The organism is Trinickia symbiotica (genome assembly GCF_003028655.1).
Lineage (GTDB): Bacteria > Pseudomonadota > Gammaproteobacteria > Burkholderiales > Burkholderiaceae > Trinickia > Trinickia symbiotica_A.
The window spans coordinates 312,692-337,033 of record NZ_PYUC01000008.1 but is presented as its reverse complement, the minus strand read 5'-3'; the positions used below and the strand labels follow the sequence as shown (position 1 = coordinate 337,033).

The 24,342-nt window shown below is 65.4% G+C and carries 24 protein-coding genes; 17 read left to right on the top strand and 7 right to left on the bottom strand.

All coding sequences use genetic code 11. The annotated features are described in order from the left end of the window. Window positions 1-15: 15 nt before the first annotated feature. Together C9I57_RS18130 and C9I57_RS18125 are read right to left on the bottom strand one after the other, a co-directional pair. Window positions 16-1,200, bottom strand: coding sequence for an acetylornithine transaminase (locus C9I57_RS18130; protein WP_107152004.1), 1,185 nt, complete (start codon window positions 1,198-1,200; stop codon window positions 16-18). 326 nt (window positions 1,201-1,526) lie between these two features. Further along, window positions 1,527-2,558, bottom strand: coding sequence for a CDP-6-deoxy-delta-3,4-glucoseen reductase (locus tag C9I57_RS18125; protein ID WP_107152003.1), 1,032 nt, complete (start codon window positions 2,556-2,558; stop codon window positions 1,527-1,529). Window positions 2,559-2,626: 68 nt separating this feature from the next. On the opposite strand from C9I57_RS18125, the gene C9I57_RS18120 reads away from it, so the two are divergent. Beyond that, on the top strand, window positions 2,627-3,661 hold the full coding sequence (locus C9I57_RS18120; RefSeq protein ID WP_107152002.1) for an NAD-dependent epimerase/dehydratase family protein: 1,035 nt from the start codon (window positions 2,627-2,629) through the stop codon (window positions 3,659-3,661). Window positions 3,662-3,712: 51 nt separating this feature from the next. On the opposite strand, the gene C9I57_RS18115 is transcribed toward C9I57_RS18120, so the two are convergent. Both C9I57_RS18115 and C9I57_RS18110 read right to left on the bottom strand, forming a co-directional pair. Continuing rightward, window positions 3,713-4,420, bottom strand: coding sequence for a 16S rRNA pseudouridine(516) synthase (locus C9I57_RS18115; RefSeq protein WP_107152001.1), 708 nt, complete (start codon window positions 4,418-4,420; stop codon window positions 3,713-3,715). A gap of 8 nt (window positions 4,421-4,428) precedes the next feature. After that, the gene (locus tag C9I57_RS18110; RefSeq protein WP_107152083.1) at window positions 4,429-5,331 is read right to left on the bottom strand and encodes a LysR family transcriptional regulator; all 903 of its coding nucleotides are present in this window, start codon (window positions 5,329-5,331) and stop codon (window positions 4,429-4,431) included. Between C9I57_RS18110 and C9I57_RS32790 the strand changes: the two genes are divergently transcribed. From C9I57_RS32790 to C9I57_RS18050, 13 genes are all read left to right on the top strand, one after another. Then, on the top strand, window positions 5,251-5,445 hold the full coding sequence (locus C9I57_RS32790; RefSeq protein ID WP_181321874.1) for a hypothetical protein: 195 nt from the start codon (window positions 5,251-5,253) through the stop codon (window positions 5,443-5,445). The genes C9I57_RS18110 and C9I57_RS32790 overlap by 81 nt on opposite strands. Further along, on the top strand, window positions 5,442-6,368 hold the full coding sequence (kdgD, locus tag C9I57_RS18105; RefSeq protein ID WP_107152000.1) for a 5-dehydro-4-deoxyglucarate dehydratase: 927 nt from the start codon (window positions 5,442-5,444) through the stop codon (window positions 6,366-6,368). The genes C9I57_RS32790 and kdgD overlap by 4 nt, the downstream gene beginning before the upstream one ends. Then, window positions 6,365-7,960: an aldehyde dehydrogenase (NADP(+)) gene (locus C9I57_RS18100; RefSeq protein WP_107151999.1), complete on the top strand. Its 1,596-nt coding sequence runs from the start codon at window positions 6,365-6,367 to the stop codon at window positions 7,958-7,960. The genes kdgD and C9I57_RS18100 overlap by 4 nt, the downstream gene beginning before the upstream one ends. A gap of 82 nt (window positions 7,961-8,042) precedes the next feature. Next, window positions 8,043-9,398: an MFS transporter gene (locus C9I57_RS18095; protein ID WP_107151998.1), complete on the top strand. Its 1,356-nt coding sequence runs from the start codon at window positions 8,043-8,045 to the stop codon at window positions 9,396-9,398. 159 nt (window positions 9,399-9,557) lie between these two features. Further along, complete coding sequence (locus C9I57_RS18090; RefSeq protein ID WP_107152082.1) at window positions 9,558-10,946, top strand: enolase C-terminal domain-like protein; 1,389 nt, start codon at window positions 9,558-9,560, stop codon at window positions 10,944-10,946. 84 nt (window positions 10,947-11,030) lie between these two features. After that, the gene (gene gudD, locus C9I57_RS18085; RefSeq protein ID WP_107151997.1) at window positions 11,031-12,374 is read left to right on the top strand and encodes a glucarate dehydratase; all 1,344 of its coding nucleotides are present in this window, start codon (window positions 11,031-11,033) and stop codon (window positions 12,372-12,374) included. A gap of 19 nt (window positions 12,375-12,393) precedes the next feature. Further along, window positions 12,394-13,992, top strand: coding sequence for a galactarate dehydratase (garD, locus tag C9I57_RS18080; protein WP_107151996.1), 1,599 nt, complete (start codon window positions 12,394-12,396; stop codon window positions 13,990-13,992). A gap of 1 nt (window position 13,993) precedes the next feature. Beyond that, entirely contained in the window at window positions 13,994-14,872 is an 879-nt protein-coding gene (locus C9I57_RS18075; protein ID WP_107151995.1) for an NAD-dependent epimerase/dehydratase family protein, read from the top strand. Between the two features lie 6 nt (window positions 14,873-14,878). Next, window positions 14,879-15,775 carry an SMP-30/gluconolactonase/LRE family protein gene (locus tag C9I57_RS18070; RefSeq protein ID WP_107151994.1) on the top strand — a complete coding sequence of 299 codons (897 nt, stop codon included), beginning with the start codon at window positions 14,879-14,881 and terminating at the stop codon, window positions 15,773-15,775. A 92-nt stretch (window positions 15,776-15,867) separates the two neighbouring features. Beyond that, window positions 15,868-17,031: an ABC transporter substrate-binding protein gene (locus C9I57_RS18065; protein ID WP_107151993.1), complete on the top strand. Its 1,164-nt coding sequence runs from the start codon at window positions 15,868-15,870 to the stop codon at window positions 17,029-17,031. A gap of 76 nt (window positions 17,032-17,107) precedes the next feature. Further along, a complete protein-coding gene (locus tag C9I57_RS18060; RefSeq protein WP_107151992.1) occupies window positions 17,108-18,190 on the top strand; it encodes an ABC transporter ATP-binding protein in 1,083 nt (360 codons plus the stop codon). Further along, window positions 18,187-19,056, top strand: a complete 870-nt coding sequence (locus tag C9I57_RS18055) for an ABC transporter permease (RefSeq protein ID WP_107151991.1) — start codon at window positions 18,187-18,189, stop codon at window positions 19,054-19,056. The genes C9I57_RS18060 and C9I57_RS18055 overlap by 4 nt, the downstream gene beginning before the upstream one ends. After that, a complete protein-coding gene (locus tag C9I57_RS18050) occupies window positions 19,056-19,976 on the top strand; it encodes an ABC transporter permease (RefSeq protein WP_107151990.1) in 921 nt (306 codons plus the stop codon). Before C9I57_RS18055 ends, C9I57_RS18050 begins: the two co-directional genes overlap by 1 nt. Window positions 19,977-20,041: 65 nt before the next feature. Here the strand turns inward: C9I57_RS18050 and C9I57_RS18045 are convergent, their stop codons facing one another. Next, window positions 20,042-20,464 carry a tautomerase family protein gene (locus C9I57_RS18045; protein ID WP_107151989.1) on the bottom strand — a complete coding sequence of 141 codons (423 nt, stop codon included), beginning with the start codon at window positions 20,462-20,464 and terminating at the stop codon, window positions 20,042-20,044. Window positions 20,465-20,598: 134 nt separating this feature from the next. Here C9I57_RS18045 and C9I57_RS18040 point away from each other — a divergent pair, with 134 nt between their 5' ends. Then, the gene (locus C9I57_RS18040) at window positions 20,599-21,189 is read left to right on the top strand and encodes a TetR/AcrR family transcriptional regulator (RefSeq protein ID WP_107151988.1); all 591 of its coding nucleotides are present in this window, start codon (window positions 20,599-20,601) and stop codon (window positions 21,187-21,189) included. Window positions 21,190-21,238: 49 nt separating this feature from the next. Here the strand turns inward: C9I57_RS18040 and C9I57_RS18035 are convergent, their stop codons facing one another. After that, on the bottom strand, window positions 21,239-22,129 hold the full coding sequence (locus C9I57_RS18035; RefSeq protein WP_258187700.1) for a PTS sugar transporter subunit IIA: 891 nt from the start codon (window positions 22,127-22,129) through the stop codon (window positions 21,239-21,241). 205 nt (window positions 22,130-22,334) lie between these two features. On the opposite strand from C9I57_RS18035, the gene C9I57_RS18030 reads away from it, so the two are divergent. Both C9I57_RS18030 and C9I57_RS18025 read left to right on the top strand, forming a co-directional pair. After that, window positions 22,335-22,613 (top strand): DUF3303 domain-containing protein, encoded by a 279-nt coding sequence (locus C9I57_RS18030; RefSeq protein WP_107151986.1) that lies wholly within the window; start codon window positions 22,335-22,337, stop codon window positions 22,611-22,613. A gap of 123 nt (window positions 22,614-22,736) precedes the next feature. Beyond that, window positions 22,737-23,384 (top strand): hypothetical protein, encoded by a 648-nt coding sequence (locus C9I57_RS18025; RefSeq protein WP_258187699.1) that lies wholly within the window; start codon window positions 22,737-22,739, stop codon window positions 23,382-23,384. A gap of 35 nt (window positions 23,385-23,419) precedes the next feature. Here C9I57_RS18025 and C9I57_RS18020 read toward each other — a convergent pair whose 3' ends face one another. Continuing rightward, window positions 23,420-24,085, bottom strand: coding sequence for a helix-turn-helix domain-containing protein (locus C9I57_RS18020; RefSeq protein ID WP_258187698.1), 666 nt, complete (start codon window positions 24,083-24,085; stop codon window positions 23,420-23,422). Between the last annotated feature and the right edge of the window lie 257 nt (window positions 24,086-24,342).

Below are 24,342 nucleotides of genomic sequence, written 5' to 3'. Positions count from 1 at the left end.
GCAGCGTTTTCGAGCTTAGAACGAATCGAGCACTTCGCGCAGCATCGCCATCATCTGATCGATCTCTTCCGTCGTTACCGTCAGCGAAGGCATGAAGCGCAGCAGGTTCGGCCGCGGCGCATTGAGCAGCAGGCCGTCGGGTTGCATGAGCCGCGCTTTTTCGACGATCTGCGGCCCGATGTCCTGGCTCAGCAGCAGCGCGCGCAGCAAACCGTCGCCACGTTCGCCATGAAAGCCGCGCTCGGCGGACAGCGCGAGCAACTGTTCGCGCAGATAGTTGCCGCGCGCACGCACGCCTTCGAGAAAGCCGGGCGCCGTCAGCTCCGAAATGACCGCATGGCCCACCGCCGTCATCAGCGGATTCCCGTTATAGGTACCGCCCTGATCGCCCGCTTCGAAGACGGCGACGTCGCCCTTCGAGAGCAATGCCGCGAGCGGAACCCCGCCGCCGATGCCTTTGCCGAGCGTCATGATGTCAGGCTCGATGCCGGCAAGCTCGTAGGCGAAGAGCGTACCGGCACGGCCGCAACCGGTTTGCACTTCATCGACGATGAGGAGCAGGCCATGGCGCTTCGTCAGCTCGCGCAGTTCGCGCATGAACTCGCGCGTCGCCGGGATGACGCCGGCTTCGCCCTGGATCGGCTCGAGCATGACGGCCACGGTCTTTTGGCCGATGAGACGCTCGACCGATGCGATGTCGTTGAGTTCGGCCTTCGGAAAGCCGGGCACTTGCGGCGCATAGAGCGTGTCCCAGCCGGCCTTGCCGCTTGCCGACATCGTCGCCAACGTCCGGCCGTGGAACCCGTGGTCGAAGGTGATGATCTCGTACGCCCCGTTCCTGAACTTCTTGCCCCACTTGCGAGCGAGCTTGATCGCGCCTTCGTTCGCCTCGGCGCCGCTGTTCGCGAAGAACACTTTGTCGAAGACGCTATGCTCGGTCAAGCGTGCCGCGAGTTGCGCCATCGGCTCGTTGTAGAAGGCGGGCGAAGGATTGATCAAGAGACGCGCCTGCTTTTCGAGCGCTTCGATCATCGCCGGGTGGCAGTGCCCGAGGCAGTTGACGGCCCAGCCCTGGACGAAATCGAGGTAGCGCTTGCCCTCGTTGTCGAAGAGCCAGGAGCCCGAGCCGTGCGTGAAGACGACGTCGGGCCGGTTGGTGATGTACATCAGCGACTGCGTCGGGTACTCGTTGAAATGCATGGGGCGGCTCCGCGGTAAGTGAGTAGAGGACAAGGGAGATCCAAGCCGGGAAAGAAAAAAGCCACGGGATCCCGTGGCTTTCGCTGTTTGACCGGTAGTGCGCCTAGCGTTGGTACTGCAAGGCGCACATCCGCGACGAGCCAAGGGCTTCCCATGCGGGCAGCGAGCGGCGACGTCGGAGGGCGGTCTGAATGCGGTTCATGCGCGCAAGAATACGACAGCGTGCCAATCGGTGCAATCGCGAGGGCATGACAGTGTCGCGAATTCGCCATGGCCGCGTTGCACTGTCATCGCGCCGTCGCGCCGCGCGCGCATCCAGCGCGGAGTCACACCGCGTTCACGAGATCGGCTTCGCTCGTAAACGAGTCGGCGTAGAACTCGTCGGCCGGCAAACCATGATGGCTCGTGAAATCGCGCTGCGCCGCCTCCACCATCACGGGCGCACCGCACGCATAAACCTGGTAGCCCGACAAGTCCGGCAGGTCCTCGATCACCGCCCGGTGCACGAAGCCTGAGCGGCCCGTCCACGCATCGCCGGCATCGGCCTCCGAGAGCACCGGCACGAACTTGAAGTTCGGATGGTCCTGCTCCCATTGCCGGGCGAGATCCATCAGATAGAGATCTTGCTTGCGGCGGCCGCCCCAATAGAGCGTCATCGGCCGGTCCGTGTTCTTGAAGAACGCGTGCTCCACGATGGCCTTGATCGGTGCGAAGCCCGTGCCCGAAGCGAGCAGCACGATCGGCTTCTCGGAATCCTCGCGCAGGAAGAACGTACCGAGCGGACCTTCGAAGCGCAGAATCTCGCGCTCCTTCATTGTGTTGAAGACGTGGTCCGTGAAGGCGCCGCCCGGCATGTGCCGGATATGGAGCTCGAGCGGGCCCTCCGCGTGCGGCGCGCTCGCCATCGAGTAGCTGCGGCGCTTGCCGTCCTTCAGGATGAATTCGATGTACTGACCGGCAAGGTATTGAAGGCGCTCGTTGGCCGGCAACTGCAGCTTGAGCACGACCACATCGTCGGCCTTGCGCTCGATCGCGTTCACGCGGCACGGCAGCTTCTTGACCTGCACATCGCCGACGCCCGCGATTTCGCGCACGTCGATGACGAGGTCGCAATTCGCCGTCGCGCAGCAAAAGAGCGCCATACCGCGCGTTTTCTCGTCGTTCGAGAGCGCGGAGGACGAGTGCGCGCGCTGCTCGACTTCGCCCGAAACGACCGTCCCCTTGCAGGAGCCGCATGCCCCGTTCTTGCACCCGTACGGCAGGCCGACGCCCTGACGCAGCGCGGCCGAGAGTACCGGCTCGTCGGGTTCTACTTGGAACTGCCGGCCGCTTTGCCGGAGAGTCACGTTATATGCCATAGCATTCGAAACAAAAATGGAAAATCGTCCTGCCTGCCGCAGCGGGCCTGCCCCGATACAATGCGCGCATGACCATCACTCGACTTCTGCGGCGTCCGCGCGTGCTGATCGTCGGCTGCGGCGACGTAGGCCTGCGTGCCGCGCGAATGCTGCTCGCTCGCGCGGCGCCCCCTCGTGTCATTGCGCTCACGAGCCGGCCCGAGCGCAAGGCGGAGCTGCGGGCAGCGGGCGCGTCGCCCATCTTAGGCGACCTCGACGCCGCGCGCAGCCTGCGGCGCTTGACCGGCCTCGCGCCGACTGTCCTGCATCTCGCCCCTCCGCCGCAGCAAGGCGAAGACGATCCGCGTACGCGCGCGTTGATCGCCGCGCTGACGGCGCCCTATCACGCACGTGCCGCGAAAAGGCCGCATTCGAGCGCACGGAATTCCATGCGCGGGAGCCGGTTCGCCAGGCGATGGGGCGGCGCGCCACAAACGCCTATTGTAACTGAGGCCGCTCGCGCGACGTGGGGCCGCCGCCCGACGCGAATCGTTTATGCGAGCACCACAGGCGTTTATGGAGATTGCGGCGGCGCGCTCGTCGACGAGACGCGTCCGGTGCGCCCGCTCAACGCGCGGGCCAAGCGCCGCGTGGCGGCCGAGCGGCAATTGCGGCGGGCGACCGCGCGCGGCGCGCTCGCCGCGTGCATCGTCCGCATCCCGGGAATCTACGCGGCCGAGCGGCTGCCGCTCGCGCGCATTCAGCAGCGCATGCCCGCGCTCATCGAAGACGACGACGTCTATACGAACCACATCCATGCCGACGATCTCGCCGCGATCCTCCTGCGCGCGCTCGCACGGGCGGGTACGTCGCGCGTCGTTCATGCATCGGACGATACGGTGCTCAAGATGGGGGAGTACTTCGACCGGATCGCCGATGCTTTCGGTCTCGCGCGCGTGCCGCGCATCACGCGCGAGCAGGCGCAAGACGAACTTTCGCCGCTGACGCTCTCGTTCATGAGCGAATCGCGCCGGCTTGCGAACCGTCGCTTGATACGCGAGCTGCGCGTCAGGCTGCGGTTTCCGACCGTTGACGATTTTCTGGCGACCGTGCGCCGAAACTGAGCGGGATCGTCGCGCGATGAGGCGCTCGCGCGGGCGACCGCGGCATCGACCTCAGCGTTCGGCGAGCGCACCGAGATCGGCTTCGTCGAGCCAGCGCCAGGCGCCGACGGCGAGCGTCGCCGGCAACGCGAGCGCCCCGATGCGCTCTCGGTGCAGCGCCTCGCAGCGGTTGCCGGCCGCGGCGATCATCCGCTTTACCTGGTGGTACTTGCCCTCGTTGACGGTCAGCGCGAGCAATCGCTCGCCGCGCGCAACGGCGCTCGCGGCGGCGGTCGGCTTGCTCTCTCCGTGCAGCAGCACACCGTCGCGCAGCGCCGCGAGTTGCGCCTCGTCGAGCGGATGGCGCGTCGTGGCGACGTAGGTCTTCGGGACCTTGCGCTTCGGCGATGTATAGGCATGGACGAACTGGCCGTCGTCCGAGAGCAGCAGCAGGCCCGTCGTATCTTCGTCGAGCCGGCCGACGCACTGCACGCCGCGCGCAGCGAGCGGCGCCGGCAGCAGACTGAACACGCTCAAGTGATGCTGCGGCTCGCGCGAGCATTCGTAGCCGGCCGGCTTGTTGAGCATCAGGTACGCGCGCTCGCGATAGTGCCAGGGCTCGCCGTCGACTTCGAAGAGAAGCGCGTCGGTCGGGAAATCGGCGTCGGCGTCGGTGCAGGCGGCGGCGCCGCCGACGCTGACACGTCCCGCCGCGACCATGGCCCGACACTGACGTCTCGAGCCAAAGCCTTGGGTGAAGAGAATGCTTTCGAGATCCATGAGAGCCGTTAATGCTCGGCGTTCCCCGCGATCGCGCGATGCAGAACGCCTTTCAGTGAGCTGAAGACCGGGTTGTCGTTGTCGTCGCGATGGACGAAGAGCAATTCGACGGGCCTCGCCGGCGCCGTGCGCACGGGCCGATAGACCACGCCTTCGAATTGCAGCAGTGCCGCCGAGGCTGGAATCAGTGCGACGCCGATGCCCGCGCGCACGAGTGCCAGCATCGAATGAATCTGGCTCACATACTCGACGATATCGGGCAGCACCCCAGCGCGCTCGAAGAGCCCCGTCAGCAATTGGTGGAAGTATCGCGCTTCATAGGGGGAATACATCAGCAAGGGACGGCCCTCGCAGTCGGCGAGCGTGGGCTTCGTGCGCCATTGCTGCGCCGCCGCCGCAGGCAACGCCAGGACGAGCGATTCGCTCGCGCAAGGCAGCGCGACGAGCTCGCCGTGATCGACGGGCGGGCGCAGTAGTCCGACGTCGATCTGCCGCGCATCCAAGGCCTCTAGCTGCGCCGCGCTCACCATTTCCTTCAGCGTCAGCCGCACGCCCGAGGACGCCGCACGCACCGCGCTGACGAGCGCCGGGAGGAGTCCATAGCCGACGGTGGCCGTGAAGCCGATCGCAAGCGAGCCCGACGCGCCCGCGGCCACGCGGCGCGCGGTCGCCGCCGCCTCGTCGGCGAGCCGCAGAATGCGCGCGGCGTCGGGCAGGAAGCTGCGGCCGGCGGCCGTCAGCCGCACCGAGCGGCTGCTGCGCTCGAACAGCTCGGTTCCGACTTGGTGTTCGAGCAGACGGATCTGGCGCGAAAGCGGCGGTTGCGTCATGTGCAAACGCTCGGCGGCTCGACCGAAATGCAATTCCTCGGCAACGGCGACGAAGCAGCGAAGCTGGCTCAGTTCGAACATCGATACAAAAACGGTATTGATCGAGACAGCCGTTATCTTGGACTTGAATCGGTCGCGGTGCAAGAATCGCTCAATCGTTCCGAAGAACACTTTCTACGCGCCACACAAACATGACTCGTTACACACCCACTGAATTCGCCCGCCAGATCGGCACCGGCCTGCTGTCGTTCCCCGTCACGCACTTCAAGGAAGATTTGTCGTTCGACGAAGACGCCTATCGCGCCAATCTCGATTGGCTGCTCGGCCACCCGGCCGCCGGCATCTTCGCCGCGGGCGGCACCGGCGAGTTCTTTTCGCTGACGCCGGCCGAAGTCGGCCGCGTCGTGCGCGCGGCAGTCGAATCGACGGGCGGGCGCGTGCCCGTCATTGCGCCGGCGGGCTATGGCACCGCGATGGCCAAGGAGTTCTGCCAGGCCGCCGAGCAAGCGGGCGCCGACGGCATCCTGCTGCTGCCGCCGTACCTGACCGAAGCGGCGACCGACGGCGTCGCCGCGCACGTCGAGCAGGTCTGCAAGTCGACGTCGCTCGGCGTCATCGTCTACAACCGCGCGAATCAGGTTCTCGACGAAGTCGCGCTGGAGCGTCTCGCCGAGCGTTGCCCGAATCTCGTCGGCTTCAAGGACGGCCTCGGCGATCTCGAGTTGATGACGCGCATCTACTCGCGCCTCGGCGATCGCTTCACCTACGTCGGCGGCCTGCCGACGGCCGAGACGTTCGCGCTCCCGTACCTGACGCTCGGTGTGACGACGTACTCCTCGGCCATATTTAACTTCGTGCCGAAGTTCGCGCTCGAATTCTATGCGGCCGTGCGTGCCAACGACGGCGCGAAGGTCTACAAGATGCTCAATGACTTCGTGCTGCCCTACATCGCGCTGCGCAACCACAAGCGCGGCTATGCCGTGTCGATCGTCAAGGCCGGCATGCGCGCGATCGGCCGCAGCGCGGGCCCCGTGCGCGCTCCGCTCACGGATCTGACCGAGGAAGAGTTCGCCGAGCTCAAGAAGCTCGTGAGCCGCGTGCAAGGGGGCGCGGCATGACGCTCGGCGGCGATCTCCTGATCGGCGCTTCGCGCGTCCCGGGCGCGGCCGGCGTTTTTCGCGCCGTCGATCCGGCGACGGGACATACGCTCGAACCGGCGTTCACGCTCGCCGACGCAGCCGATGTCGCGCGCGCCTGCGCACTTGCCGACGCGGCTTTCGATACTTTCCGCGAGACGGCGCCCGCCGAGCGCGCGGCGTTCCTCGAGACGATCGCAAGCGAAATCGAGGCGCTCGGCGATGCGCTGATCGAGCGCGCGATGAGCGAGACGGGGCTGCCGCGTCCGCGGCTCGAAGGCGAGCGTGCACGAACCTGTAATCAGTTGCGGCTCTTCGCGCGCCTCGTGCGAAGCGGAGATGCGCTCGACGCGCGCATCGATCCGGCTTTGCCGGAGCGCAAGCCGCTGCCGCGCGCCGACCTGCGCCTGCGCCGCATCGCGGTGGGCCCCGTCGCCGTGTTCGGCGCGAGCAACTTTCCGCTCGCGTTCTCGGTGGCCGGCGGCGATACGGCGTCGGCCCTCGCGGCCGGCTGTCCCGTCGTCGTGAAGGGGCATCCCGCTCATCCGGGCACCTCGGCCCTCGTCGGCGGCGCGGTGCAGGCCGCCGTTGCGCGCTGCGGGTTGCCGGAAGGCGTTTTTTCGCTGCTCTTTGCCGATAACGAGCGGGCGGGTGCGCTCGTTTCCGATCCGCGCATTCAAGCCGTCGGCTTCACAGGGTCGCGCGCCGGTGGCGTCGCGCTGATGCGGATCGCCCAGTCGCGGCCGCAGCCGATCCCCGTCTACGGCGAGCTTTCCGCCGTCAATCCGGTATTCCTGCTGCCGTCGGCGCTCGAGGCGCGCGCCGACGCGCTCGGCGCGCAGTTCGTCGATTCGCTGACGCTCGGCGCCGGACAGTTCTGCACGAATCCGGGCCTCTTGCTCGCCATCGACGGCCCCGGCCTCGACCGATTCGTCGCGTCGGCGGCCACCGCGCTTGCGCAGCGTGCGGCGCAGACCATGCTGACGCCCGGCATCGCCGAGGCTTATCGGCGCGGTGTGGTCCGTCTCGCGGGCGAGCGCAACGTCCAGTGCGCCGCGCAGGGGCTCGCGAGCGGTGAGCCGAATCGAGGCCAAGCCGGGCTTTATACGACCGACGCGGACAGCTTCCTCGCGCAGCCCTCGCTGCACGAGGAAATCTTCGGCGCGACGGCGCTCGTCGTTCGTTGCCGCGACGCCGCGCAGTTCACGGCTGTCGCGCGGGCCCTCGAAGGCCAGTTGACGGCGACGCTGCAGCTCGACGCCGACGATGCGCGCGACACGACGCTCGCGCGCGCGTTGCTGCCGACGCTCGAGCGCAAGGCAGGCCGCATCCTCGTCAACGGCTGGCCGACCGGCGTGGAGGTCACGCACGCGATGGTGCACGGCGGCCCGTGGCCGGCGACGACCGACGGCCGTTCGACATCGGTCGGCACGGCCGCGATCGAGCGCTTCCTGAGGCCCGTCTGCTATCAGGACATGCCCGACTCGCTGCTGCCGCAGGCCTTGCAGGACGCGAACCCGTGGCGCGTGAGGCGCCTTGTCGACGGGAACATGGTGTCGGGCGGCGACGCCTGATCAGCCGCCGGGCCGGCATGCGGGCCCGGCGAACAAGAGCGGCGGGGTGCCACACGCACCGCGCCGCGCAAAGGAGGAGACTATGGACGCAGAAGCCCCCATCGTGGGAGCTAAAAGCACCCCGGCTGCGCTACGCGCGAGCCGAGTGCGTTTCACGATCCTCGCGATGCTGTTCATCGTGACGACGATCAACTATGCCGACCGCGCGACGGTTTCGATCGCGGGTTCGGCGATGCAAAAGGACCTCGGCATGAACGCCGTGGCGCTCGGGTACATCTTCTCGGCGTTCGGCTGGTCCTATGTCATCGCGCAACTGCCCGGCGGCGGGCTGCTCGACAAGTTCGGCTCGCGGCGCGTCTACGGCGCGAGCATTCTGATCTGGTCGATCTTCACGTTCATGCAAGGAACGATCGGCTTTCTCGCCGGCGGCGCGGCGGTCGCCGCGGTATTCGCGCTGCGCTTTCTCGTCGGCGTGGCCGAAGCGCCCGCATTTCCGGCCAACAGTCGCATCGTGGCCGCCTGGTTCCCAGCGAACGAGCGCGGCACGGCCTCGGCGATCTTCAATTCGGCTCAATATGCGGCGACCGTCATCTTCGCGCCGCTCATGGCCTGGGTCGTTCATTCGTTCGGCTGGCACGAGGTCTTCATCGTGATGGGCGTGCTCGGCATCGCGATGGCGATCGCGTGGCGCATCTTCGTGCGCGACCCGAAGGAGCATCCGCGCGTGAACCAGGCCGAGATCGAGTATATCGAGGCGGGCGGTGGCCTCGTCGATATCGATCGCGCAGTATCGGCACGCGCGCAAGGTCCGAATGTGGCCTATGTGAAGCAGCTCTTGAGAAATCGGATGTTGATGGGCGTGTACGTGGCGCAGTATTGCATCAACGCGCTCACGTACTTCTTCATCACCTGGTTCCCGATCTACCTCGTGCAGGCGCGCGGGATGTCGATCCTGAAAGCGGGCTTCGTCGCTTCGGTGCCGGCCGTGTGTGGCTTTCTCGGCGGCATTCTAGGCGGCATCATCTCCGATTGGCTGCTCTCGCGCGGCGCGTCGCTCTCGGTCGCGCGCAAGGTGCCGATCGTACTCGGCATGCTGCTTTCGATGAGCATGGTGATCTGCAATTATGTCGATGCCCAGGGCATCGTCGTCGCGGTGATGGCGCTCGCCTTCTTCGGCAAAGGACTCGGCGCGCTCGGCTGGGCCGTCAACTCCGATACGGCGCCCAAGCAGATCGCGGGCCTTTCCGGTGCGCTGATGAATACCTTCGGCAATCTGTCGAGCATCACGACGCCGATCGCCGTCGGCTATATCGTCGGCCATACGGGCTCGTTCAACGGCGCGCTCGTTTTCGTCGGGCTGCATGGTCTCATCGCCTGCTTCTGCTATCTGTTCCTCGTGGGCAAGATTCAGCGCGTCGAGTTGAAGCTCGAGTCCTGAGCCGGCACGGGCGGCGAGCCGGCGAAGGAAAGCCGGCTCAATGCCAAGGCAATGAACGAATCGATATGGAGACGAATCAAGGTGGTTGAGCGACAAGCCGGGAATCGGGACGCTGAAAGCGACCGCTATGCGAGCGGGGGCACGCCGCGCGTGACGAGCATGCAGGTGATTCCTGTCGCGGGCCGCGACAGCATGCTCATGAATCTGTGCGGCGCGCACGGCCCGTTTTTCACGCGCAATCTCGTGTTGCTGACTGATTCGGCGGGGCGCACGGGCGTTGGCGAGGTGCCGGGCGGCGAGGGCATTCGCGGCGCGCTCGAACGGATGACCCCGCTCGTGCTCGGTACGGAGATCGGCCGCGCCAACGCAACGCTCAACGCCCTTCGCCGCGCGCTCGGCGGGGGCGCCGACACAGCCCATCGCGGCACTGTCCACGAGGTGACGAACGAGGCCGAGTCCGCCGTCTTGCGTCAGCCGCACGAGATCAACCTGCGCATGGACAACGTGCTCACGGCGGTCGAGGCGGCGCTGCTCGACCTGCTGGGCCAGCATCTCGGCGTGCCCGTTGCCGAGTTGCTCGCAAACGGCCGTCAGCGCGATCGTGTGCCGATGCTCGCTTATCTCTTCTATGTCGGCGATCGTCGCAAGACCGATCTGCCCTATCTCGACGGCTCCGGCGCGAGCGACGAATGGTTCCGTCTGCGTTGCGAGAGCGCGCTCACGCCGCGCGAAGTCGCGCGCCTCGCGCAAGCGGCCGCCGCGCGCTACGGCTTCACCGACTTCAAGCTCAAGGGCGGCGTGATGGACGGCGACGACGAGCTCGATGCCGTCGCGGCGATCAAGGCGCATTTTCCTCAGGCACGCGTGACACTCGACCCGAATGGCGCGTGGTCGCTCGACGAGGCGATCCGGCTATGCCGCGGCCAGGGGCATCTGCTCGCTTATGCCGAAGACCCGTGCGGCCCCGAAAACGGCTATTCGGGCCGCGAGACGATGGCGGAGTTCAAGCGTTCAACGGGTATTCCGACGGCGACGAACATGATCGCCACCGATTGGCGCCAGCTCGGCCATGCGGTCGTGCTTGGTGCCGTCGATATTCCGCTCGCCGATCCGCATTTCTGGACGATGCAAGGCTCGGCGCGCGTCGCGCAGCTTTGCGCCGAGTGGGGGCTCACCTGGGGCTCGCATTCGAACAATCATTTCGATGTGTCGCTTGCGATGTTTACGCATGTGGCCGCGGCGGCGCCGGGCTCGATCACCGCGATCGACACGCACTGGATCTGGCAGGAAGGCGAGGAACGCTTGACGCGCGAGCCGCTCGTCATCGAAGGCGGGACGGTCGCGGTGCCCGAGCGCCCGGGCCTCGGCATCGAGGTCGATCTAGAGCGCGTGATGAGCGCGCACGAGCTCTACAAGTCGCTCGGCAGCGGTGCGCGCGACGATGCGGTCGCGATGCGCTACCTCGTGCCGGGCTGGACATACGATCCGAAGCGGCCGAGCTATGGCCGCGCCGTGCGTGAAGGACGGGCCGTCGCGGCTCGGACGTAACGAGCGGAGCGCCGCATCGCGCCAAACGCCAGAGACAAGACCGCAAAACACGCGAAACACACGAAACACAGGAAACACGAACCGATGAAAGTCGATGCAGCCTCGAAGACCCCTGTCGTCACACGCATGCGCGTCGTCCCCGTTGCCGGGCGCGACAGCATGCTGCTCAACCTGAGCGGCGCGCATGGGCCGTATTTCACGCGCAACATTGTCATCCTCGAGGACAGCAGCGGACACACAGGCCTCGGCGAAGTGCCGGGCGGCGAGGGGATTCGCCGCACGCTCGAGGACGCGAGCGCACTCGTCGTCGGCCAGCCGCTCGGTCGCTGGCAGGACGTGCTCAACACGGTGCGGCAGCGCTTCGGCGACCGCGATGCGGGCGGCCGCGGCACGCAGACGTTCGATCTGCGCATCACCGTGCACGCGGTGACGGCGATCGAAGCGGCGCTGCTCGATCTGCTCGGCCAACATCTCGAAGTGCCCGTGGCGGCGCTCTTGGGCGAAGGCCAGCAGCGCACGCACGTGCCGATGCTGGGCTATCTTTTCTATGTCGGCGAACGCGAGCGCACGGCGCTCGACTATCGGAGCGAGCGCGACGCAGACGACGCGTGGTTCCGTCTGCGCAACGAGCCCGCGCTCACGCCGGAAGCCGTCGTCGAGCTTGCCGTTGCCGCGCATGCACGCTACGGCTTTCACGACTTCAAGCTGAAGGGAGGCGTGCTCGCGGGCGATGAGGAAATCGCCGCGGTGACCGCGCTTGCCGAGCGTTTTCCCGATGCGCGGATCACGCTCGATCCGAACGGCGCCTGGTCGCTCGCGGAAGCGATTCGCCTTTGCCGCGACAAGCACGACGTGCTCGCCTATGCCGAGGACCCGTGCGGCGCCGAAGGCGGATATTCGGGCCGCGAGGTGATGGCCGAGTTCCGTCGCGCGACGGGCCTGCCGACGGCGACCAACATGATCGCCACCGATTGGCGCCAGCTCGGCCATGCGGTGACGCTGCAGTCCGTCGACATTCCGCTCGCCGATCCGCACTTCTGGACGATGCGCGGCTCGGTTCGCGTCGCCCAGCTTTGCGCAGAATGGGGGCTCACCTGGGGCTCGCATTCGAACAACCACTTCGACATTTCGCTTGCGATGTTCACGCATGTCGCGGCGGCGGCGCCCGGCCAGATCACGGCGATCGATACGCACTGGATCTGGCAGGACGGTCAGCATCTTACGCGCGAGCCGTTCAAGATCGTCGACGGTCAAGTGGCCGTGCCGGCGCGCGGCGGGCTCGGCATCGAGCTCGACGAGGAAGCGCTCGCGGCCGCGCATGCGCTTTACCTCGATAAAGGGCTCGGCAGCCGTGACGATGCCGCCGCGATGCAGTACCTCATTCCGGGCTGGACGTTCGACAACAAGCGTCCGTGCCTCGTTCGCTGAAACACTGGAGTTTTCCGCCATGTCTGTCTCTACCACCGAGCTCGAACCGGCCGCCACGGAGCGCGCGCTGACGATTCGCGTCGACGAGCGCGACAACGTCGCGATCGTCGTGAACGCGCGCGGCCTGCCCGCCGGCACCAAGCTCGACGACGGCACCGTGCTCGTGCAAGGCGTGCCGCAAGGGCACAAGGTCGCGCTGGCCGATCTCGCCGAAGGCGATGCGGTCATCCGTTACGGCGAAGTCATCGGCTACGCCGCGAAGCCGCTCGCGCGCGGCAGCTGGATCGACGAGCACGCCGTGCGGCTGCCGCAGCCGCCCGCGCTCGAGTCGTTGCCGCTCGCCACGCGCAAGGCCTCGGCTCAACCGAAGCTCGAGGGCTATACCTTCGATGGCTATCGCAACGCGGACGGCACCGTCGGCACGAAGAACGTCCTCGGCATCATGACGAGCGTGCAGTGCGTGGCCGGCGTGACCGAGTACGTCGTGAACCGCATCAAGCGCGAGTTGCTGCCGCGCTACCCGAACGTCGACGACGTCGTGGCGCTCACGCACACGTACGGCTGTGGCGTGGCGATCAACGCGCCCGCCGCGATCGTGCCGATTCGCACGCTGCAGAACCTGGCCGTGAACCCGAACTTCGGCGGAGAGGTGATGGTGATCGGTCTGGGCTGCGAGAAGCTCGTGCCTGAGCGGCTCGTGCCGTCCGAGCGGGTGCCGGGCGGACGCATTCCGATCGAAGTGGCCGGCAAGCCGGAGTCGCCGGTGCTCTCGCTGCAGGACGAGGCGTATCACGGCTTCGGCGAGATGGTCGACGCGATCCTCGCCATGGCGGACGACCGGCTCGCCAAGCTGAATCAGCGGCGGCGCGAGACGTGCCCGGCATCGGATCTCGTCATCGGCGTGCAGTGCGGCGGCAGCGATGCGTTCTCGGGCGTGACGGCGAATCCGGCCGTCGGCTTCGCGACCGACCTGATCGTGCGCGCGGGCGGCACGGTGATGTTCTCGGAAGTGACTGAAGTGCGCGACGCGATCCATCTGCTCACGCCGCGCGCGATCGACGAGGAAGTCGGCCGTGCGCTCTTGCGCGAGATGTCCTGGTACGACGACTATCTGAGCGGCGGCCGCGCCGATCGCAGTGCCAATCCGTCGCCGGGCAACAAGCGCGGCGGATTGTCGAACGTCGTCGAAAAGGCGCTCGGCTCGATCGTCAAGTCGGGCACGAGCCCGATCGTCGACGTGCTCGGCCCCGGCGAGAAAATGCGTCGCAAGGGGCTCATCTTCGCGGCGACGCCGGCGAGCGATTTCGTCTGCGGCACGCTGCAGCTCGCCTCGGGCATCAATTTGCAGGTGTTCACGACGGGGCGCGGCACGCCTTACGGTCTCGCGATGGCGCCTGTCATCAAAGTCTCGACGCGCAAGGCGCTCTCGGAGCGCTGGCACGATCTCATCGATCTCGACGCCGGGCGCATCGCGACAGGAGAAGCAACGATCGCCGACATCGGCTGGGAGCTTTTCCATATGATTCTGGACGTGGCGAGCGGCCGTAAGCAGGTCTGCGCCGACAAGCTTGGCCTGCATAATGACCTCGTTCTCTTCAACCCAGCACCCGTGACCTGAAATGACGAATATGAATCCGGCCGCCGACCTGTCGGGCGGCGATCCGCCGGGCGGCGATCCGCTCGAAGGCGTGTCCACGCGTTGCGCCCGCATCCTGCTCACGGGCGCGGCCGGCAACCTGGGACGCGTGCTGCGCGAGCGCTTGAAGCGCTATGCCGATGTCATCCGCGTTTCCGACATCGCGGCGCTCGACCCTGCCGGCGAGGGCGAAGAACTCGCGCCGTGCGACCTTTCGGATGCAAAGGCCGTCGATGCGCTCGTGCGTGGCGTCGATGTGATCGTCCATCTCGGCGGCGTGTCGGTTGAGCGTCCGTTCGAAGAAATCCTGCCGGCTAACATCGCAGGTACTTACCACATTTACGAGGCCGCGCGCCGGCACGGCGTGCGGCGCATCGTATTCGCCAGCTCGAACCATGTAACGGGCTTTTATCGGCAGGACGAGGTCATCGATCCGCTCGCGCCGCCGCGCCCCGACGGTTATTACGGCGTCAGCAAGGCATTCGGCGAGCAGCTCGCGCGCTTTTACTTCGACCGCTACGGCGTCGAGACCGTGAGCATTCGGATCGGCTCGTCGTTTCCGCAGCCGAAGGATCGGCGCATGCTGACTACGTGGCTCGGCTATGACGATCTCGAGCAACTCGTGCGCCGCGCGATGTTCGTGCCCGGCGTCGGCTGCCATATCGTCTATGGCGTGTCGGCCAATCGCGATAGCTGGTGGGACAACGCGGCCGCCGCGCGACGGCTCGGCTATGTGCCCGTCGAATCGAGCGAACGTTGGCGGGAGGCGATCGAGCGCGAGCAAGCGCCGCTTCCGGAAGACGATCCCGTGCGCCGCTATCAAGGCGGCGGGTTCGTGACGGCGGGGCCTTTCGGAGACTGAGCGGCGATGATCGAGACGGTTGCCGTCGATCGGATCGGCGAAATGCGGTGCGAGGTCGGGGAAAGCCCGGTCTGGCACGCGGACGAAAACGCGCTTTACTGGACGGATATCCCGGGCCGCGCGCTCTGGCGCTGGCATGCCTCGACGGGGCGTGCCGAGGCGTGGGCGTTGCCGCAAATGGCGGGTTCGATCGCGATCCTCGGCGATGGCGATGGTGGCATCGCGCTCGCGATGGAAACGGGTATTTTCCGCGTGCCGCGCCCAGAGGGCGGCGTCGCGTTGCCCGAGCCGACGCTGATTGCGAGCGTCGAGCATCCGCGTTCGGACATGCGCTTCAACGACGGGCGCTGCGACCGGCAAGGGCGTTTTCTCGCCGGCACGATGGTGCTCGACATGTCGCTGGCCGCGCCGCTCGGGCAGCTCTATCGGCTCGATTTCGCGCAGGGCCGCGTGGAGCGTCTTTGCGACTCGCTCATCGTTTCGAACGGCCTCGCGTTCAGCCCTGACGGTCGGACGATGTATCTTTCGGATTCGCATCCGAGCCGGCGCATGATCTGGGCGTTCGACTACGACATCGACGAGGGGGTGCCGCACGGACGGCGCCTCTTCGTCGATATGAACGAACATCCGGGTCGGCCCGACGGCGCGGCCGTCGATGCCGAAGGTTGCTACTGGATCTGCGGCAACGACGCCGGCGTCGTTCATCGCTTCACGCCGGCGGGCCGGCTCGTGAGGAGCATCGAAGTGCCGGTCTCGAAGCCGGCAATGTGCGCATTCGGCGGGACGAGGCTCGAGACGCTTTTCGTCACGTCGATCCGCAAGGAAGGGGAGCCGCTCTCGGGCGCGGTGTTCGCGCTGAACCCGGGCGTGGCGGGATTGCCGGAGCCGCGATTGCGGCGCTGAGCGTAGCGTTCGAGTCAGGAGACGCAAAAAGACCGAGCGCAAGCGACGCATACGGCGGATAGCAACAAGAAGCGTTTTCACTAGGAGGAGACATGAAAGTGAAGGGGATCGTGCATCGCATCGGCGGCGTCGCCGCGGCGCTTTGCTTCTCGTTGACCGCGACATCGAGCTTTGCGGAGTCGGTGTCGCTCAACGTCGTCGACGTCGCGGGCAATCTCGCGTTGACGAAAGCCGGGTTGGAGGCTTTCAAGGCCAAGTATCCCGACCTCGTTTCGAACATCACCTATACGAACTCACCGGCGCCGCAGCTGCCGGGCAAGCTCAAGGCGATGCAGAACGCGGGCCGTTCGGACATCGACCTCGTTCTGACAGGCACTGACGCGCTCGCGGCAGGTATCGAGCAGAACCTTTGGATGAAGCTGCCCGATAGTCAGCTGAAGGCCGCGGACGCCAAGTACGCGCCGGGGCCGGCTGCGATGCAGAAGCTCGCGCAGGGCTTCGGTCTCGAAGTCACATTCATGCCGGCCGGTCCGCTCATCGAATACAACCCGGATAAGGTTCCGCCGGCCGAAGTGCCGAAGACGCCCGAGCAACTGCTTTCGTGGTGCAAGGCGCATCCGAACAAGCTCATTTACGCACGCCCGGCCAACTCGGGCCCAGGCCGCACGTTCCTGATGGGCCTGCCCTACATCCTGGGCGACAAGGATCCGACGGACCCGGTCAACGGTTGGGACAAGACCTGGGCTTTCCTCAAGCAGCTGAACGAGTGTGTTCCCTACTACCCGGGCGGCACGTCGGCCGTGATGAAGGAGCTCGGCGAAGGCACGCGTGACATGACTGTCACGGTGACGGGTTGGGACATCAACCCGCGCGCGCTCGGCATCGTCCCGGCCAACTTCAAGGTGCAGCCGTTCGACAACATGAAGTGGGTCAACGACGCGCACTACATGGTCATTCCGAAGGGTGTGCCGAAGGCGAAGGTGGACGTTCTCCTGAAGCTGATGGACTTCATGCTCGAGCCGGCACAGCAGGCGATGACGTACGACGATGGCTATTTCTACCCGGGCCCCGCGGTCAAGGACATCACGATCTCGCAGGCGCCGCAAAAGAGCCAGATAACCATCGAGAAATATGGCCGCGTCGAGTACGGTGGGTGGCTCAAGAAGTACCCCAACGTCCAGCCGCTGCCCGCCGACAAGATGGTCGAGGCGTTCAAGAAGTGGGACACCGAAGTCGGCGCGCAGAAGACGAAGTAAGTGCGCGAAGTGTTGTGAGCGAAGTCGATGCGGCCGGGCGAGCCGGCTGCATCGCGATGTCAGCAAGGGAAAGACCATGAAGCACACGTTCGATCAACTGCGCCTCGCCTCGGTGTCGCGCAGCTTTGCCAACGCCGAAGGCGCCCATATCTCAGCGCTGAACGGTCTCGATCTCGAAATCGAGCGCGGCGAATTCATCGCGTTGCTAGGGCCTTCGGGCTGCGGCAAATCCACCGCGCTCAACTGCATCGCCGGCCTGCAGCCGCTTACGGGGGGAGAGATCTGGCTCGACGACGTGCGCATCGATGTCCTCGCGCCCGAGAAGCGCGGATTCGGCATGGTCTTTCAGAACTACGCGCTGTTTCCGCATATGACGGTGCTCGAGAACGTCGGCTTCGGCTTGAAGATGCGCGGCGTGGCGAAGGCCGAGGTGGAAAAGCGCGCGCGCGCGGCGCTCCAGCTCGTGCAGCTCGTCGGCCATGAAGGCAAGCTGCCGGGACAGCTCTCGGGCGGCCAGCAGCAGCGCGTCGCGATCGCGCGCGCGATCGTGATCGAGCCGCCCGTCGTGCTGATGGACGAGCCGCTTTCGAACCTCGACACCAAATTGCGTATTGAAATGCGGGCCGAAATCCGCCGTATTCACGGCCAACTCGAGCGCGCGACGATTTACGTGACGCACGATCAGGACGAGGCGCTTTCCATGGCCGACCGCATCGTCGTCATGAAAGAGGGCGTGGTGCAGCAGGTGGCAGCGCCCAAGGAAGTCTATTGCCGTCCGAAGAACCTGCATGTCGCGCGCTTCATGGGTTATCGGAACGTGCTTGCCTGCACGCTCGAGGGTGCGGCCGGCAACGGCGTGGAGGTAACGGCGAGCGGCGTGCGTTTCGTCGCCACGGCGATGGAGGCATTCGAGGCGAAGGCGGTCATGCTAGCGATACGCCCTGACGATCTCGTCCGCGCGCAGCCTGGTACGCCGAACGCGTTCGAAGTCGACGTGGAAGTGGTGGAGTACGGCGGCCGCGACTCGCTGCTTTTCGTGCGCGCGCCTTTCGGCAAGCTGTGGGCGCGCGTAGAGGGCGAGTTCGCGCAAGGCGAACGCGTGACGCTCGCCGTCGCGCCGGAACGCGCGCTGGTCTACAACGAGGAAAAGGCATCATGAGCACGCTCTCGCTCACGGGCCCGCGCGACGCGAAAGGCTGGCTCGTCACGCCGGCGCTCGGGTTCATCGTCGCACTCTTCGTCTATCCGTTTGCCTACGGTCTCGTCTTGTCGTTTCAGCCGATGAACGGCGGGAGCGTACTCGCGAACTATGCGACGTTCTTTACCGATAGCTCGATGTGGCCGACCGTCATCGTCACCTTGAAGCTTGCCGTGCCCGCGACGCTGATCAACGTCGGCCTTTCCGTGCCCGTCGCTTTCGCGCTGCGCCGGAAGTCGCCCTATCAGAAGCTCGTCACGACGTTGCTCGTGATACCGGTGACGCTCGGCACGGTGCTCATCGCGGACGGCATGCTGACGTATTTCTCGCCGCTCGGCTGGTTCACGCAGGCCGTCAATGCGCTGCACCTTTACGGTGGAGAAGTGAGACTTACGCACAATTACTGGGGCGTTCTGATTTCCCTAGTCGTGTCGGGTTTCCCGTTCGCGTTCCTGCTGACGCTCTCGTACGTCACCGGAATCGATCCGACGCTCGCTCGCGCGGCCGCGACGCTCGGTGCAAGCCCCTGGCAGCAGTTCAGGCAGATCTATCTGCCGCTGCTCGTGCCGGGACTGACGATGGCCGCATGTCTTTCGTTCGTTCAGGCGTTCTCGGTGTTTCCTTCGGCGGTGCTGCTCGGCGCGCCGGCTGGGCCGACACGCGTCATTTCGATCGCCGCCGCCGAGGCTGCTTTCGAAAGCTACGACTACTCGCTCGCTTCGACGATCGCGATCATCATGGGATTCGTGCAGTTGATCGTGGTGGCCGCGATGCTCGGCGCGCGCCGGATGTTCTACACCGGTCCGGTGACGGGAGGGAAAGGATAATGGCCATCGAAAATCAAACCGCGCGCACACTGCCGATGCGCGGCGACGCGTCGCCGGTCGACGGCGGTGGCGCGCGTTCGAAGGCGCGGCGTACCGAGAGTATCGGCGGGCGCCTGTGGAAGGTGCTCGTCCGCTGCGTCATGGCGTTCTTCCTGCTGAACGTGCTGTTGCTGATCGCGACGGTCGCCGTCAATTCGATCGGCACGCGTTGGTTCGGCACTTTGCTGCCGCAAGGCTTCACGCTGCATTGGTATGCGCAGGCGTGGAGCGACTTCCAGCTTTCGAGCGTGCTCACGGTGACGGTCGAAGTGGTCGGCGCCGTCGTGCTGCTGTCGATCGGACTCGGTGTGCCCGCGGCTTATGCGTTCGCGCGGGCGACGTTTCCGGGCAAGCGGCTCGCGATGCTGATCTTCTTGCTGCCGCTGATGGTGCCGCCGGTGACGTACGGCATTCCGATGGCAACCGTCATGTACAAGGTGGGTCTCGCGGGCACGCTGGCGGGCGTGATTCTCGCGAATCTCGTGCCGGCGCTGCCGTTCGTCATTCTCGTCATGACGCCGTTCATCGAGCAGATCGATCCCAACCTCGAAGCCGCGGCCAGGATCTTCGGCGCGAACACGTTCCGCTACTTCCGCTACGTGCTGCTGCCGTTGCTCGTGCCGGGCATGCTGGCGGCCGGGTTGCTCGTGCTCGTCCGCACGATCGGCATGTTCGAGCTGACCTACTTCACGGCCGGGCCGGACACGCAAACGCTCGTCGTGGCCCTTTACTACGCGGTGTTTTCTACAGGCGTCCGCGCGCCGCAATCGATCGACGCGATGGCGATGATCTACATGGGCATTACGCTCGTCTGGGTGTTGATCGCGTTGCAGTTCGTGAGCCCGACACAGCTTGTGTCGCGCGTGAAGGAAGAGCGGTAGCGAGGGCGGCGCCGAACCGCTCGCCTGGCATGGCGGCGGTCCGGCGCAGCCGACTCGATTCTCCGTCAGCCGGCCGCCGCCTGAATCGCCGCGACCAGTGCCGCGTTGCTGTACGCCTTTCCTCCAATGCCCCACGACTCGTCCGCGGCATAGACGATGTTGGTCCAGATCTGCTCGCGCCGAATGCGACCTTGCGCGGCCCGCTCGACGGCGTTCGTCGCCGCTTCGATGAACGCCTGTTTCGATTCGGATGTCGCGAGCGCAACCCCGGGCAGCTTCAATTCGATGAAGGCGGCGGCGGCTGGCTCTCCGCCCGCGAACACATGACGTCTCGGCAGCACGTTGAGCGTACCGACTACATTGGCGGTCATGAAGCTATTGCCATGTAGCCCGGCGACTTCGAGCAGGGCGTTGGTCAGATCCGCAAACACTTGGGTTTCGACTTCGGGGGACAGCAGGCCTTCCGGCACCGTAAGCGTAATCGGCATGGCGATTCCTCCAGTCAATGGATGAGTGGGGTAGTGGTATAAATACAGACTGCTCTCTAAGAATACATACTGATCACTCTCTATGCAATAGAGAGTGATCCCTCTTTTTGAACATTGCAGCACGGGTCACATCGATGCGTTACTCAGCCGAACACAAACAGGAAACGCGCGCGCGCATTCTTGACGCCGCGGGTCGAATTTTTCGCCGGGAGGGTTACGGCGGATCCGGTATCGAAGGCGTGACGAAGGAAGCGGGTGTCACCAACGGAGCGTTCTATGGGCACTTCAAGTCGAAGAGCGAAGCGTTTCGGACGGTCGTGTTGACCGGCCTCGAGCAGCTGCGGCTCGCGATTGCCGACATGAAGGCCGCACGCGGCAAACGCTGGCTCAAGCCGTTTATTGATTTCTACATGGGTGCCAAGCGCACCTGCGACATTGGCGAGAGTTGCGCGTTGCCGAGTTTCTCGCCCGAAGTGGTGCGCGCCGATTTCGAGACGCGCGCGGCGTATGAAGCCGAATTGCGGCGCCTGATCGATGAAGTATCGACGGGACTGGCCGGAGGCTCGGGGAAGGAGCGCGACGATGCCGCGATCGCGCTGCTTGCCATGCTATCGGGCGGGGTCACGCTGGCGCGCGCGGTGGCGGATCCGGCGTTGTCCGAGCGCATCGCGCGGGCTGTCACCAAGTCTGCTCAGGCCGTGGCGGCCGATCTCGCTGACGAGTGACGGCACGTTGGCTCGCCCGCGCATGAGTCCGCTCGGCGGCTCGACATCGCTAACGCCCGACCTGCGGACGATCGTAATCCTGAAAGATGCGGCAGACGGCATGCGCATCGTCACACGCCTGGAGACGCTCGCGAAAGCGGTGATCGCAAAAGCGCTCGGCCACGTCGGCAAGCAAGTGCAGATGCGTCGTGTTCGCCCATTCCGGGACGAACAGCGCGACGACGTCGGTCACCGGTGCGTCGTCGGGCGCCTCGAAGGGGATGGGTTCGCGCGGCCGGACATAGAGCACGATGGGCTCGCGCAGACCTTCCGCCTGAGCGTGCGGGACGGCGATGCCACGGCCGAGCCCCGTCGAACCGAGCGCTTCGCGGGCGCTGAGGCCCGCGGCGACCGTCGCCGCCGGTAAGCCGCCGTATCGTTCGACGAAATGGCCGAGCACCGTGAAGAGTGCGTCTCGGTCGGCTACGTCGAGGCCGAGCAGCACGCGTTCATCGGAGATCAGTCGCGCGATCGTATCGGTGCCGCTCGCTGCCGCTGCACTTTGAGCATGCGAGTCGTCACGGGGCGACTGCTCGGGGTGCAAAAGGTCACGCCAGACGCCCGTCGGTGTTTCAGGGACGTCGAGCAATTGCCCGAGTTCGGCGGTTGGTGCTAGATCGGCCACGCGCCGCATCGCGCCGTTGATCGCCGTCCTGGGGAGATAAAGCGACAACCGTACCCGAGTGGTGCCGGCGAGCGGCGTGATGCGGATAGTCCACGGCTGTCCAAGACAATCGCGAATCAATGCCTGGCGTACGGGGGTGGCGTGCTGAGCGTCGAGCGTGACGCGCATCATGACGTTGCGGCTCGTTTCCGCCCGCGTGAGCGGGCGAGGTTGCTCGTGCGGCGCCTTGCCGCCTATGCCGAGCAGGGCGGCCAAGCCAGCCCATCGGTGACGCATTTCATTCTCCGGTCGAATTCTGATTACCGGAAGGATATCTGGATCGACGCAAAGGTGAATAAAAGCAACGGCATGCGATCGGTTGCCTAGAATGGATTCAGGCAGTCGCTCCGCTGGTCCTGGGCTATCGATAGGACGATGCGTCCATCGCTCACGCCCCGTGCCGGCATCGTCTCGCATGACGAGCGCAGACATGGAGGCCACTATGAAATTCATGCTGACATTCACCTGGGCCCCCGATACACGGTCCAGGGCGGAAGCCATCGAGCGATTCCAGAAGACGGGCGGCCTGCCGCCAGACGGTGTCAAGCTGCTGGGCAGATGGACGCGAGCCGATCTGGGCGGCGGCTTCGACTTGCTCGAGACAGATGATCTGAAGAAACTGACTGAATTCGCCTACTCGTGGAACGACCTGATGCATCTCGAGATCGCGCCCGTGATCGAAGACGCGGAATTCGGAGAGGTGCTCGGGCGCGTGCTGTAATAACGCCTTCCATTGCGCATCCGATACCGACGTCATTCGAAAATGAAGCCGTCTGGGCACATCGGCAGCGGTGAGTTACTGCGCCGCCCAGCTTCTAAAGCGCGGCCGGCGCATTGGCGACGCATGGTGCTCGCGCTGATTGCGGCGCTGGCGTCTTACGTCGCCGTCGATCTCTTTTGGCCGCTCGAGCGCGACCTCAGCCGCTTCGATCCGATCGCGACAGCGATGCTCGAAGCAAAAATGTGGCGCTCCTATTATGACCGCGAGCACGCCGTGCTTTTTCTCGAGCTGGCGAAGAGCCTGCGCACGCAGTATCACTTTCCTTTCCTGAGGTCGTATGTCGGTGCCTATTACGGCGCATCGGCCGCCTTCACGTTCAAGGAAGGCAAAGAGCGCAGCGACTACCTGAAAGCGTTGCCGGCCTTGCAGTCTTACTTCTCGATCATCCGTCATACCGGCAACCGCAGTTTTGCCGTCGATCGGGCAGCCTCGCTGGAGCTGGAATGGTGGATCGTGCACCGGCAACGCGACCGTTATCCTCCGGGCGCGTTGGCTGATGCGTGCGCTGCGGCAGCGGCAGCGCTCTATACGGTGCCCGCCAGCGCGACGTCGGAGTTTGGGCGGCTGCGGGCTCAGGCGATGCTCTTTCGCGATGCGCGCGAGGAAGCCGGCAGCGTCACGGAAAGCGATTGGGCGACGATCGAAGCGCTGTTGCGGCGGGGTTATGTGTCGCTTGGACACGCGGTCTCAATGAAGAAGACCTTCCAGTAGAGCCCGAGCAAGAGGCCGTGCCGTACAAGAGAGCGTCAGTTATCGGTCTGCATTTGCCGCTCCGTCAACTCTGAGGCAAAAAAGCGCCTCGGGCTCGATCCCATCAACCGGCGGAACATCGCGATGAACGCCGAAGAAGATGCATACCCCAGATCCAACGCTACAGCTTCCACGCTGCGCCCGCTCCTGAGCATCGGCAGCGCGGTAACGATCCGCACGCGTTGCCGCCATTCAGTCAGCGACATAGCCAGCTCGCTCTGACAGCGGCGAATGAGCGTACGTTCGCTCAGATTGAACGCGGCCGCCAATTCCGCGATGGTCCGATCGTCGGCCGGATCGTCGCGCAGAGGCTGCAATACGGCGTTGAGTTGTTCGTCGTCCGTATGTGGTATGAAACTGCCCGTCGTGCGGCATGCGGCCAACTGATCGACCAGAACACGCAAAAGCCGCTCGCGGGCGGGCTCGGGTTCAGAGGTATTTCCGAGGTCGCGCAAGTGCTCGAGGATGGCACGCACCAGCGGCGTCACCATTACCGCGCAGGAGTAATCGGGCATGCCATTGCACAAATCCCGGCGAATGTACATCGAGCAATGCACGGCTGCTTGATGGTTGAAGCCTGTGTGCTCCGTCTCCGGTGCGATCCACAGCCCTAGATGCGGTGGTGCTAGGAAATACTCTTCGCCAGCCGTCACTTCCGTCACGCCGCTGAACGAATAGACGAATTCCCCCCACGCGTGTCGCAGGATCGGGTAGCTCGCATGCGCAGGCATGCGCTCGGTCCGGAAAAACACCGGCACGGGCAATACATCGGTGAACGGCGGTAGGCGGATGTGCGCAGTGGTCGGTGGCACCTTTGGTTTCATCGGCTGGCGGTCTCGCGGGATCGAATGTCAGTTTCTAACTATATAGTGCGAAACCCTGCGGTCGATACTGTCGTCGGGATTCTTTTGGATGCGAG

Excerpts from the sequence above, each read along its gene's own strand:
- garD (WP_107151996.1), top strand. The coding sequence starts at position 12,394 with ATGTCTGTCTCTACCACCGAGCTCGAACCGGCCGCCACGGAGCGCGCG.
- C9I57_RS18065 (WP_107151993.1), top strand. The coding sequence starts at position 15,868 with ATGAAAGTGAAGGGGATCGTGCATCGCATCGGCGGCGTCGCCGCGGCG.
- C9I57_RS18060 (WP_107151992.1), top strand. The coding sequence starts at position 17,108 with ATGAAGCACACGTTCGATCAACTGCGCCTCGCCTCGGTGTCGCGCAGC.
- kdgD (WP_107152000.1), top strand. The coding sequence starts at position 5,442 with ATGACTCGTTACACACCCACTGAATTCGCCCGCCAGATCGGCACCGGC.
- C9I57_RS18100 (WP_107151999.1), top strand. The coding sequence starts at position 6,365 with ATGACGCTCGGCGGCGATCTCCTGATCGGCGCTTCGCGCGTCCCGGGC.
- C9I57_RS18035 (WP_258187700.1), bottom strand. The coding sequence starts at position 22,129 with ATGCGTCACCGATGGGCTGGCTTGGCCGCCCTGCTCGGCATAGGCGGC.
- C9I57_RS18090 (WP_107152082.1), top strand. The coding sequence starts at position 9,558 with ATGCAGGTGATTCCTGTCGCGGGCCGCGACAGCATGCTCATGAATCTG.
- C9I57_RS18030 (WP_107151986.1), top strand. The coding sequence starts at position 22,335 with ATGAAATTCATGCTGACATTCACCTGGGCCCCCGATACACGGTCCAGG.
- gudD (WP_107151997.1), top strand. The coding sequence starts at position 11,031 with ATGAAAGTCGATGCAGCCTCGAAGACCCCTGTCGTCACACGCATGCGC.
- C9I57_RS18055 (WP_107151991.1), top strand. The coding sequence starts at position 18,187 with ATGAGCACGCTCTCGCTCACGGGCCCGCGCGACGCGAAAGGCTGGCTC.
- C9I57_RS18040 (WP_107151988.1), top strand. The coding sequence starts at position 20,599 with ATGCGTTACTCAGCCGAACACAAACAGGAAACGCGCGCGCGCATTCTT.
- C9I57_RS18045 (WP_107151989.1), bottom strand. The coding sequence starts at position 20,464 with ATGCCGATTACGCTTACGGTGCCGGAAGGCCTGCTGTCCCCCGAAGTC.
- C9I57_RS18075 (WP_107151995.1), top strand. The coding sequence starts at position 13,994 with ATGACGAATATGAATCCGGCCGCCGACCTGTCGGGCGGCGATCCGCCG.
- C9I57_RS18095 (WP_107151998.1), top strand. The coding sequence starts at position 8,043 with ATGGACGCAGAAGCCCCCATCGTGGGAGCTAAAAGCACCCCGGCTGCG.
- C9I57_RS18070 (WP_107151994.1), top strand. The coding sequence starts at position 14,879 with ATGATCGAGACGGTTGCCGTCGATCGGATCGGCGAAATGCGGTGCGAG.
- C9I57_RS18120 (WP_107152002.1), top strand. The coding sequence starts at position 2,627 with ATGACCATCACTCGACTTCTGCGGCGTCCGCGCGTGCTGATCGTCGGC.
- C9I57_RS18125 (WP_107152003.1), bottom strand. The coding sequence starts at position 2,558 with ATGGCATATAACGTGACTCTCCGGCAAAGCGGCCGGCAGTTCCAAGTA.
- C9I57_RS18115 (WP_107152001.1), bottom strand. The coding sequence starts at position 4,420 with ATGGATCTCGAAAGCATTCTCTTCACCCAAGGCTTTGGCTCGAGACGT.
- C9I57_RS18025 (WP_258187699.1), top strand. The coding sequence starts at position 22,737 with ATGGTGCTCGCGCTGATTGCGGCGCTGGCGTCTTACGTCGCCGTCGAT.
- C9I57_RS18110 (WP_107152083.1), bottom strand. The coding sequence starts at position 5,331 with ATGTTCGAACTGAGCCAGCTTCGCTGCTTCGTCGCCGTTGCCGAGGAA.
- C9I57_RS18130 (WP_107152004.1), bottom strand. The coding sequence starts at position 1,200 with ATGCATTTCAACGAGTACCCGACGCAGTCGCTGATGTACATCACCAAC.
- C9I57_RS18050 (WP_107151990.1), top strand. The coding sequence starts at position 19,056 with ATGGCCATCGAAAATCAAACCGCGCGCACACTGCCGATGCGCGGCGAC.